We start from the raw sequence: 10,391 nt of genomic DNA, 5'->3' as shown, positions 1-10,391 counted from the left end.
CGCGTCCAGCGACGACCGGCGCGGACCGCCCGTCCTCCTTCGCGATGTGGCCCAGCTGAAGTTCAAGACCGGGCCCGATTCAGTGGATCACTACGATCTCTCGCGTTTGATCAACGTGCTCGTCACCCCTGTCGGGAACGATCTCGGCCATGTCGCGAAAGATATCGAGCAAGTATTGGCAGGCATTCAGCTCCCGAAGGACGTGACCGTGCAGTTGCGTGGCGAAGTGGCCAACATGCGCGGCGCGATTCAGAACTTTGCCTTGGCCCTGCCATTGGCCGTAGTGTTGATTTATCTGGTGATGGTCGCGCTGTTTCGCTCCTTTATCGATCCGCTGATCATTCTGGTGGCGGTCCCGCTTGGCTGGATCGGCACGGTGTTGACCCTGCACTTGACCAACACGTCGGTCAACGTGGAATCCATGATCGGCACGCTCATGATGATGGGCATCGTGGTGTCGAACAGTATTCTGCTCGTGGATTTCGCCAACCGCATGGTGCGCAACGGATCGACTGCGGCGCATGCCGTGCTGGAAGCCGGGCGGCGGCGGATCCGGCCGATTCTCATGACGGCGCTCGCCACGATCCTCGGCCTGTTGCCGCTGGCGCTTGGATTCGGCGAGGGCAACGAAACCATGGTGCCATTGGCTCGCGCAGTAGTCGGCGGCTTGGCGGTCAGCACGATCATGACGCTGCTGGTCGTTCCCGTAATGCACAGCCTAGTCTTGATTCGTCGGGAACGTGCGCCGGTCTCCACCACCGCTCCCGCGACTTCGGAGGACATTTAATGGAAGCCCCGTCAACGACTCCCCGCCCCGTCAGGGCCACGCGCCGGAAGATCCGCTGGATCGCTATCGCCATCGTGCTGACGCTCGTCACCGGCGGACTGCTGTATTGGCGAGAGATTCATGACGTGGGGCACCCGGTTCCCCCTCCATCCCCCACGGTTCCCACCCCGCCACAACCACCAGAGGAGTCCGTGGCGGTACCGGACAGTGCTCCCGTGGATGTGCAGGTGACGAAGCCGACCCGGCGCGATCTGGTCTATGCGGTCAAACTGCCCGCCAATGTGTCTCCGCTCTATCAAACCACGCTGTACGCCAAGGTGTCCGGTTATCTCAAATGGATCGGACCGGACAAGGGCGATGCGGTGAAGAAGAATGACGTCGTGGCCGTCATCGATGCCCCGGAAGTCGAAGAGCAGTACCAGCAGGCGGTGTCCGATTACAAAATCAAAAAATTGACCTACGAACGCCTGGCCAAAGTATGGAACGAGTCTCCGGACGTCATCGCCAAACAGGACGTGGACGTGGCCGAAGCCGCCTATCAGGGAGCCAGGCACCTGATGGAACAGCGCGTCGTCATGCGGGATTACACCAAGGTCCGCGCGCCCTACAATGGCATCGTGACGGCCCGATTCGCGGACCCCGGAGCCTTGATTCAAATCGCCACGTCCTCGGCCACCAACGCGATTCCGCTGTTCACTATCATGGATCTGAACACGGTGCGCATCTATGCCAACGTGCCGCAGGACGACAGCCCCTGGATCGTGCCGGGAAAAACCCGGGCGACCGTGAAGGTCACCGAACTGCCATCTCGCTCATTCACCGGCCTCGTCACGCGATCCACCATGGCGCTCGATCCGGCCACGCGCAGCCTGCTGGTCGAAATCGATTTACCCAATCAGGACCATGCGCTTCGGCCCGGCACCTTCGCCGAGGTCACGCTGGGTTTGCGTGAAATTCCACAGGCCCTCGTCGTTCCCCCCCAGGCCGTGACCAGCACACCGAAGGGCAAGTCTCTCTTCATCGTCGAGGACGGCAAAGCCAAACCAGTGGCGGTACAAACCGGCATCAGCGACGGCCGCTGGATCGAGATCACCTCCGGCTTGCGGGGCGACGAAGATGTGGTGGCCGTGGGCAAGCGGCGTCTGCTCGAAGGGATGCCGGTCGTGGCCTCGCCATTCAATTTGCCGGACGCCAAACTGTCCCAACAGAAATTTGAACGGCGTGCGCCGGGCGGCACCCCTCCACCCCCGACCGCCGCGCCTACCACAAACAGTGCGACACCGACACAGGGAGATCGCCCATGATGTATCTCTTGCCACTCAGGACAGGCCTCATGCTGGCCGTCTTATCTCTAGCCGCAGCTTCAGCCTCCCTCACCCATGCCGCCGAAGCGGACCAGCCGGTGCCGTTGTCGCGCGGCAGTTTTCTCGGCGTGCAGCAGGCCGTAGAAATTGCTGTGAAGAATCACCCGATGCTGATCGAGGGCCAGGCCAACTTAAAAGCCTCGGAGGCGCGTACGGAACAGGCACGCTCCCTGTATTACCCCCAGGTCTACGCCAACGCGAACACCGTAGCCGGCGCCGGCGTGAGCAATCCCCGGTTTCTGGTCGGAGGAGGCTTGCTGCGCGAAAATCAAACCACCTTCACCGGCGGCGTGATCGCCAACCAACGCTTGTACGATTTCGGCTACACCAGCAATCTGGTCGAGTCGAACAAGCTCGCCGAACGCGCCCAAGGGCAGGATGTGAATGCGAGACGCGCACTGGTGCTACTGTATGTGCAGCGCGCGTATCTGAACAGTTTGAAGCGGCATCGTCTGGTGCAGATCGCAGAGGAGACGGTGCGTGAACGCGGGATCATCGCCGGCCAGATTGAAACGCTCTATCGCCAGCAACTGAAATCGAAGCTCGACTTCGACCTGGCCCGCGTTGAGCTGGTGAACGCCCAATCCCTGCTGGTGCGAAGCCGCAATGATCTCAAGGCCAGTTTCGCCGACTTGAACCGAACCATGGGCATTGCCGGAGCGGACGACTATGTCCTGGAAGATATTTCCGTCGCCGTTCGCCCGCAGAAAACGCTGGAGACACTGATCAACGAAAGCCTCTCCCATCCGGAGGTCAAACGGGCAAAGGAGCAGACGGCCTCCGCCGACGCACGACTGACGGCCACGAAACGCCAATACCTGCCGACGTTTTCCGCGATCGCCAGCGGCGGCACCTTCGATCCCTTCGATCCACGCCAGAACCAGCAGACCGGCGGATGGTGGATGGCTGGCGCCATGGTCTCCATGCCGCTGTTCACCGGGTTCCTGATTGAAAATCAGGTCGTGGAAGCCAATGCCAATCGGCAGGCCGCCTCCGCTGCCACGAGCAACATCGAGCAGGCGTTGACGCAGCAGGTCACCAATGCCTACCTCGACACCCTGACCTTCGCGCAACAAATCACGCTGGCGGAAGAACAAGTCAAGACGGCGCAGGAAGCGTTACAGCTCTCCAAGCAGCGCTACAAACTCGGGTTGGGTACGGTAGTAGAAGTCACCCAATCAGAAGTCGCAGTAACGGCGGCGCAAACACGACTGGCGGACACACAATACGACTATAAGATCGCAGAAGTCACGCTGGCCTACACGTCGCAAGGCGACGACACAGGCCGCATTCTGTTGCTGAGCCGCGCATCGACGGCTTCCCGCCCGACTGACGCGGCGAGCCAGACGGAAGGACCGCCCGTTGCGGCATACTAGCCCATCCATGGAGCGAGGACGCGCACGATGTCGATTGTTAACGCTCGCTAACCACCAGTCTCCGACAGGTCACAGGATAGGTTTTACAAAGGACGGGAGAATCAGATGCTCTGGCCGGGAAAAACAATGGCGAGATCGATGACCAACTCGTCTTTTGTATTGGCGAGCAACCCATCCCAGATGCTCGTGGTTTGATGGACCAAGGCCTGGTCAAGGTCGAAGAAGAGATCGAACCCTTTCGAGATGATCGGGTTCATCGGGTACCGGCGATCATAAATCATCCCGTAGGCTGGAATACCGTACAGCGTCTGCCAATTCCCTAAGATAAAATGCAGCTCGGTGCCCCGGATGTACAGGCCCCCCGAGGTGATCGTTCGCTTCACGGACGTTTGTGGTTGGCTCAGATAATACGTGACGCGCTCATTTTCCCGCGCTAACCGTAACGCCTCGACCAGCTGCGGCACGAGGATCACGATCTCCGCATCGCGGAACATGGGTAACCGTCGAGAGTCGCCGCCGATCCAGCGCTGGACCATGGTGCGATGCTCCTGAACCGTCAGGCCCATGAGCACCCGCCTGACCTGCTCATGGGAAAACCGGGCCGGATGCGTGAAATGCCCTGGCGGCCACTCCGGCAACACATTGGCATCCAACTCCAACCGCACGAAATTGACGGGATCTTCGTAGACGGTCCGCGACGGGACCTGAGGAATGGCGCAGCCCGCAGCGGTAAATACCGCTGCGGCCAACACCACGAACCGTGAACGGTGAAACGCAAAACGGCGGAGCCGCCCTTCTCGCTTTAAGTTTTCCCTCTTCACCTTTCACGTCTTACTGTTCACGTGTGACGTCTATCACTCGGTAATCGTCACGGTCATTTCCACGCGCTCCAGCGGGTTGTCCCGTCCGTCACGCTTGGCCCCGACGACCTTGTCGACCACGTCGAGCCCGCTCTGTACTTCCCCGAACACCGTATACTGCCAATCCAGGAAATTGGCGTCGTTCACGCAAATGAAGAATTGCGACCCGGCGCTGTCCGGATCGTTCGCGCGCGCCATGGAAAGGGTTCCCCGCTTGTGCGGCTTGCTATTGAACTCCGCCTTCACGTTGTGGCCGGGGCCACCCATCCCGTGCGACGCACGATCCGGATTCTTGCTGTTGGGATCTCCCCCCTGGATCATGAACCCGGGAATCACTCGATGAAACGTGGTGCCGTTGTAAAAGCCCTTCTTCGCCAGGTCCGTAAAATTCTTCACATGATTCGGCGCCACATCCGGGAAAAAGCGCAGCACGATCTGGCCCCAGGGCTCGTTCTTGGATGTCACGGTAATCGTCGCGGTTTGTGCGGTCATCTCATATCCTTTCCTACTCAGTTAAACTTGAAGGGCGCGACGCTCTCACCTTCTAATCCCTGGCTGACTGCCGTCCAGGTGAGACCGTCGTCATCGCTCCTGAACACGCCGGAACTGGTGCCGGCATAGAAGCCGCCCTTATCGCCCTCGATCAACACCTGCACGGAGAGATTGCTGAGGCCCTTGTTGAGCGGCATCCATTGCCGTCCCTTGTCGACGGTCTTGAAAACCCCCCGCCCCGTCGCCACATACACGCCACGCTCGTTGCTGATCAAGCCGCGGATGGAATCGTTCGGTAAGGCGCGACTGATCGGCAGCCAGGTTTTACCGCCGTCGCCGCTACGGAACACTCCGCCGTCGAACGTGCCCGCGTAGACGCCCTGCTCTTTATCCACGGCTAGCACGCGGATAAAATTCTCCACCAATCCTTCGTGGTCTTTCAGGCCCTGCCGCAGGCGCGTCCATCCAGGCGTGCGCTCCTTATAACTATGCACACCCTTGCCGGAGGTGCCTGCGTACAACGTGCCATCGTCCGTTCTGGCCAGCGCGTGGACGAGAATTTCATCCAGCCCCGTGGTCACGACTTTCCAGTGATCCTGCGCTGCATTCAACAAGTAGACGCCATCGCCGGTCCCTGCATAGAGACCCTTGGCATCCATCATCAGAACTTTGATCTCCAGACGTTTGAGTCCCTTGTTGATCGGCTGCCAGGTTTTGCCGGCGTCGCGGGAGCGGAATACCCCGCCACGAAACGTGCCGGCATAGATGGCTCCATCTTTGCCGGTCGTAAGACAGAGCACGAAGGGATCGGTGAGCCCCTCGTTGGCCGACATCCAGGTGCCGCCCCGGTCGCTGCTTCGAAAAATGCCCATACCGAATGACCCGGCGTAGATGACGCCGCCGGCACCTGACGTCAAGGCTTGAATACTCGTGTTCCCGATATCGGCAGGCGAGGACGGATCTTGCCCGGGATGTCCCTGTTCAAGTTTCAGCGGGCCGCCGCTCTCATTCCCGATTGGCAATGATGCGGCATGCACCATTCCTTGGAGACTGCCGACCGTCAACGCCGTCAACACCAATACGTGACGCAGCATAAATGATCACCCTTTAAAAATTGTGAACCCGGGGTCATCGAACGCGATGACCAGCGGTACCGATGGGTATATCCGGGTTGAGGGGCAAATTCATGTCGGGCGCCGGTCCTGACGAGCGCCCGAAGATCTTCGCGCCGATGATCCCGATCTCATAGAGTACCATGAGCGGGACCGCCATCAGCAACATGGTGAACAGTGTGGCATCCGGCGTCACGATGGCCGAGATGATCAAAGCCGCCATAATGGCGTGCTTTCGATAATGGGCCAGCACGGCCGCTGAAACCACGCCTACGCGGGACAAAATCGTCAATACCAGGGGCAATTCAAAGGCGCACCCGAAGATCAGCAGGAATTTGACGTTGAAATCAATATAGGTGCCCACCCCCAGCGCAGGCGTAATGTCGCGATCCATACCGAAGCTGACGAAAAAGTCGATGACCAGCGGCAGGATGACGAGATTACAAAAGATCAGGCCAAGCGCAAACAGAAGCGCCGCCAGCAGAAAAATCGGGATTGCCCAGCGCTGCTCCTTGGGGAGCAGCGCTGGTTCGATGAATTTCCAGAATTGATAAAACACGATCGGCAGGCTGAGAATAATGCCCGCCAGAAACGACACCTTGATGGAGGCAAACAACGCTTCGGTCGGTCCGTAGAACACCAGCTGATTGGGGAACGGACGATTGAGCCAGGCGACCATCTCGGTCGAGTAGGCAAACGCCGTCGCAAACGCGACCCCCAAGGTGACCGCGATGATCAGCAGCCGCTTCTTGAGCGACTGAATATGGGCGGCCAGTGGTGCGAGCATTCCCGGTCTGAATCAACGCCTCGGCGCTCCGGCTACTCCCTGTCCGCTCGCTCGCAAAGGGGCTCTGCGAGAGGAGATAGGGACGCGCCCTCCCGACCTACGTTACCGTGAGGATCGGATGAGTTCGGCGATCTTATCCTTCGTGGCCAGTTTCTCTTTTTGCAGTTGTTTCTTCAGCACTTCTTCCGCCGGCGTCAACACATGCCGTCGTTGTAAATCAGCCAGCTGCGCGTCGAGGCGATGGTGAGATTCTTCAAGAGCACGGAATTCTGTGTTGGATTGCCGTAACCGCTCAGTGATCGCCGTCTCCGTCTGCATGTCGCACCTCCTGGTTGACTACATACGTTCGTGGATGACCGTCGTGTTACCAAGCTCCCGGAGGTTACGCTCCGGATTGCCTACACAACACACTCACCTGCAGCGGCGCCATTTCCATGAGCACCGCATCTTCCTCCGGATTGACATAATAGCGCACCCGTTTGGCCGTCTGACGAAACCCCAGCCGGTGATAAAGCGCCTGCGCCTCGTGATTGGAGACCCGCACTTCCAACATCGCCCTGGTTGCGCCGCGTTCCAGACCGGTCTGCAGGGCAGTGCAGATCAACTTCGTCGCCAGGCCCTGCCGTCTGAATGGCGCCAACACCGCCAGGTTCATCAACCGCACTTCTTCAAAGACGATCCAAAAACAAAAATATCCGGCCACCACAAGGGAGCCAGACTGAGGGTCGCAACACTTCGCGACCAAAAACTGTGCAAACGGGTTGCCGGACAATTCGGCTGCTAACATTTTGCGCGTCCAGGGGGCTGAGAAGCAAGCCTGTTCGATGGCGAGCACCTCGTCGAGGAGGGCGGACGTCGCCGGTTCAATCAGGACCGAAGTTGATGTCATGTTAGCGGAACGGCTCCACGTGATGCGTTATGTTTTGCGTCGAGAATCAACGCCTTTGGGGATCGTTCGCCGCCGTATCCTGCTCAGTTTGCCGGCCACCCGCTGACGCCGCCGCTCGAGCGCGGATACTCCCTGCTGTTCGTCAAATTTCACTTCCGCTTCCGTGCGTTGGACATAACGAGGAACCAGTTCTTCTTCCGCTATCTGCCCCGCATCCAGACGCTGTCGCGCAGCAAGACCGATACTCACGGCTGAGGGACGTTGTTGCTCCAGGCTGACTTCCCGTATCTCTCCCCCGGCTGCCTCAACGGCTTCCCGGATATCTTTCCCATAGGCCTGCCATCCGTCACCGAAGCAGGTACAAACTTCGGCCACTTGTAATAGCCGCGCCACAGAACCCGGTGGGCCAACCTGCTCGGTAATGAGGGTACGTAACCCCGATCTTGGCAGCCACTCATAGGCGGCCCAGTACAGCTCATTGTGCCGGCTTTTCAGGATCGGCACCAGTAAGCCTTTCACGTCGCGCAGGGTCCAGGCCATGGCTTCCAAAGTCGGTACCGGTGCAATCGGCAGACCCAATACCGCACGAAACCCTAGCATGGTCGCGAGCCCGACCCGCAAACCGGTGAATGAACCTGGGCCGATGGACACCGCCAGTCCCTGAAGTTCCTTCAGCGTGACGTTTCCCTCGCACAGCACACGATCGATGGCGCCCAGTAACGAACGCGCATGCGACCCATCGGCGTCCTGCTCGACCAGGGCCAACACCGTCTCGCCCTGCAACAATGCCACGCTTTGCCAGGCCGTCGCGGTATCGATGGCTAACAGATAAGTATCCGGCTGCTGGTTCATACCCGTCCAAGTTCACTCGGCTTGATCGGCTCATTCGGCACCAGCTCGTGAAACGTCACCTGAAGACTACCCGAGCCCTGCCCGTCGGTCATACGAATGGCAAAGGGGCGCATGATACGTGGGCCGCCATCAGGATTTTGCCCATTGGACGCGAGAGAAGCCGGCGGCACGGCACCGACTGCGCGATAGTCATCAAATTGCATCGTCGCCTCGATGTCGCCTGCCGAGGTCAGCCGTTCCTCCTGCACCACCAACAAATTCCGCCGATCAAACCAGATTCGCCGACTGACAAAGGGTGCCGCACCATTCGAGGTCGCCGCCGTCAGCACATCGAGCCGATAGCGGGCCCCATCTTCCGACAATCGAACCTGGTCCTGCGCTCCCACAGCCTGTGTACCGATAATGCCGCTCATGGCCCAGACGCTCAGCTGAAACGGACGCGTCAGCTGCCCGAGTTGATCGGCCTCCGACGGACGACCGGTGACTTCCCTCCCCATGGTCGGCAAACGAAGCCTGAACTGATCCTCGATTTGCACAAACTCGAATATTTCGCTGCCAACCGCTGAGAAGCCGCGCAATCTGATAGCGTTGGGGCGTTGATAAAACACCGTGCCCTGGACGCGTTGGCCGATGGGCAAGATGCCGCCTGTGATCTTCGCGCTGAAGAGGCCTTTGATCGTACGCACTTCTTCCGCCTGCTCGTGCAGGAGCGCGGTCAATTGCGCCGCCGTCGCCTCTTTCAATGGAACGGTATCCGTCGGGCCGAACAGGGCGCAGCCGGACAGGGTAAAGAGACCGAATAGGAGGACGCACAATAGGTGGCGCGCTCGTATGACATGATTCCGACTACTTCTCATGTTCGTCACGCCAGCACGGCATCCAGCGCGTCTCCGACTTCACGGATGCCGATCAATTCGATCCCGTCCACCGGGTCGAGTTTTGCCACGTTACGCTCCGGCAACAGGCAACGTTTGAAGCCCATCTTTGCGGCTTCACGAATCCTCAATTCGGCCTGGCTGATTGCCCGGACCTCGCCCCCCAACCCGACTTCCCCCATGACCAAGGTCGTAAAATCGATCGGACTCTCACGCAAGCTCGACGTCACGGCGGCGACAATACCTAAATCGATGGCCGGCTCGTCGATATGGATTCCGCCGACCACATTGACGTACACATCCTGCCCCGAGAGATGCATGCCCAAACGTTTTTCCATCACAGCCAGCAGCAACGATAAGCGATTCGGTTCCACCCCGTTGGCCATCCGCTTGGGCATGGGATAATTGGTGCTCGACACGAGCGCCTGCAGCTCGACCAGAATCGGCCGCGTTCCTTCCAGACTGGACACCACCACGGAGCCGGTGCTGCGTTGCGGCCGTTCGGCCAGGAACAACTCGGAGGGATTGCTCACCTCCTCGAGGCCGCCGTCTTTCATTTCGAAGACGCCGATTTCATTCGTGGACCCGAACCGGTTTTTCACCGCGCGCAAAATCCGGAAACTATGGCTCTTATCGCCTTCGAAGTACAACACCGTATCGACAATGTGTTCTAGCAACCGCGGCCCGGCGATCGCGCCTTCCTTCGTGACATGGCCGATGATGAATACGGGGACATTGTTGCGCTTGGCAAACCACATCAATTGCCCGGCCACTTCCTGCACCTGGCTGATACTGCCCGGCGCCGAGGTCAGTTGCTCGGTATAGACGGTCTGAATCGAATCCACGACCACCGCTGCCGGCTTGATCTCTTGAATGGCTTTCAGAATTTGTTCGAGGGAAGTTTCTCCCAGAATGAGCAGATGCTTGCCGCCGATGCCAAGCCGTTCACCTCGCATCTTAATCTGCCGCGGAGACTCCTCGCCGGAGACATACAACA

The 10,391-nt window shown here is 59.3% G+C and carries 12 protein-coding genes; 3 read left to right on the top strand and 9 right to left on the bottom strand.

Annotation, left to right across the window (positions count from 1 at the left end):
* The 3 genes from KF814_19060 to KF814_19050 form a co-directional block, all read left to right on the top strand.
* The coding region (locus KF814_19060) for an efflux RND transporter permease subunit (protein MBX3238254.1) at positions 1–787 on the top strand (787 nt) is incomplete at its 5' end.
* Positions 787–2,091, top strand: coding sequence for an efflux RND transporter periplasmic adaptor subunit (locus KF814_19055; GenBank protein ID MBX3238253.1), 1,305 nt, complete (start codon positions 787–789; stop codon positions 2,089–2,091). The genes KF814_19060 and KF814_19055, both read left to right, overlap by 1 nt.
* Positions 2,088–3,527, top strand: a complete 1,440-nt coding sequence (locus tag KF814_19050) for a TolC family protein (protein ID MBX3238252.1) — start codon at positions 2,088–2,090, stop codon at positions 3,525–3,527. Before KF814_19055 ends, KF814_19050 begins: the two co-directional genes overlap by 4 nt.
* A gap of 101 nt (positions 3,528–3,628) precedes the next feature.
* Here KF814_19050 and KF814_19045 read toward each other — a convergent pair whose 3' ends face one another.
* From KF814_19045 to radA, 9 genes are all read right to left on the bottom strand, one after another.
* Positions 3,629–4,348, bottom strand: coding sequence for a hypothetical protein (locus KF814_19045; protein MBX3238251.1), 720 nt, complete (start codon positions 4,346–4,348; stop codon positions 3,629–3,631).
* A gap of 33 nt (positions 4,349–4,381) precedes the next feature.
* The gene (locus KF814_19040) at positions 4,382–4,879 is read right to left on the bottom strand and encodes a peptidylprolyl isomerase (GenBank protein MBX3238250.1); all 498 of its coding nucleotides are present in this window, start codon (positions 4,877–4,879) and stop codon (positions 4,382–4,384) included.
* 17 nt (positions 4,880–4,896) lie between these two features.
* Positions 4,897–5,973, bottom strand: coding sequence for a hypothetical protein (locus KF814_19035; protein MBX3238249.1), 1,077 nt, complete (start codon positions 5,971–5,973; stop codon positions 4,897–4,899).
* A gap of 34 nt (positions 5,974–6,007) precedes the next feature.
* The gene (gene tatC / locus KF814_19030) at positions 6,008–6,778 is read right to left on the bottom strand and encodes a twin-arginine translocase subunit TatC (protein ID MBX3238248.1); all 771 of its coding nucleotides are present in this window, start codon (positions 6,776–6,778) and stop codon (positions 6,008–6,010) included.
* 102 nt (positions 6,779–6,880) lie between these two features.
* Positions 6,881–7,096 carry a YdcH family protein gene (locus KF814_19025; GenBank protein MBX3238247.1) on the bottom strand — a complete coding sequence of 72 codons (216 nt, stop codon included), beginning with the start codon at positions 7,094–7,096 and terminating at the stop codon, positions 6,881–6,883.
* Between the two features lie 64 nt (positions 7,097–7,160).
* Positions 7,161–7,667, bottom strand: coding sequence for a ribosomal protein S18-alanine N-acetyltransferase (rimI, locus tag KF814_19020; protein MBX3238246.1), 507 nt, complete (start codon positions 7,665–7,667; stop codon positions 7,161–7,163).
* Between the two features lie 27 nt (positions 7,668–7,694).
* Positions 7,695–8,519, bottom strand: coding sequence for a tRNA (adenosine(37)-N6)-threonylcarbamoyltransferase complex dimerization subunit type 1 TsaB (gene tsaB, locus KF814_19015; protein MBX3238245.1), 825 nt, complete (start codon positions 8,517–8,519; stop codon positions 7,695–7,697).
* On the bottom strand, positions 8,516–9,376 hold the full coding sequence (locus KF814_19010) for a hypothetical protein (protein ID MBX3238244.1): 861 nt from the start codon (positions 9,374–9,376) through the stop codon (positions 8,516–8,518). The genes tsaB and KF814_19010 overlap by 4 nt, the downstream gene beginning before the upstream one ends.
* A gap of 5 nt (positions 9,377–9,381) precedes the next feature.
* Positions 9,382–10,391, bottom strand: a 1,010-nt coding sequence (gene radA, locus KF814_19005; GenBank protein MBX3238243.1) for a DNA repair protein RadA, incomplete at its 5' end; no start/stop codon positions are given.

This window comes from Nitrospiraceae bacterium (assembly GCA_019637075.1).
GTDB lineage: Bacteria > Nitrospirota > Nitrospiria > Nitrospirales > Nitrospiraceae > JAHBWI01.
This window is presented reverse-complemented; position numbering and strand designations above follow the sequence as displayed.

Coding starts and splice junctions, on each gene's coding strand:
- KF814_19055 (MBX3238253.1), top strand. CDS start 787: ATGGAAGCCCCGTCAACGACTCCCCGCCCCGTCAGGGCCACGCGCCGG.
- KF814_19050 (MBX3238252.1), top strand. CDS start 2,088: ATGATGTATCTCTTGCCACTCAGGACAGGCCTCATGCTGGCCGTCTTA.
- KF814_19040 (MBX3238250.1), bottom strand. CDS start 4,879: ATGACCGCACAAACCGCGACGATTACCGTGACATCCAAGAACGAGCCC.
- KF814_19035 (MBX3238249.1), bottom strand. CDS start 5,973: ATGCTGCGTCACGTATTGGTGTTGACGGCGTTGACGGTCGGCAGTCTC.
- tatC (MBX3238248.1), bottom strand. CDS start 6,778: ATGCTCGCACCACTGGCCGCCCATATTCAGTCGCTCAAGAAGCGGCTG.
- KF814_19025 (MBX3238247.1), bottom strand. CDS start 7,096: ATGCAGACGGAGACGGCGATCACTGAGCGGTTACGGCAATCCAACACA.
- rimI (MBX3238246.1), bottom strand. CDS start 7,667: ATGACATCAACTTCGGTCCTGATTGAACCGGCGACGTCCGCCCTCCTC.
- tsaB (MBX3238245.1), bottom strand. CDS start 8,519: ATGAACCAGCAGCCGGATACTTATCTGTTAGCCATCGATACCGCGACG.
- KF814_19010 (MBX3238244.1), bottom strand. CDS start 9,376: ATGAGAAGTAGTCGGAATCATGTCATACGAGCGCGCCACCTATTGTGC.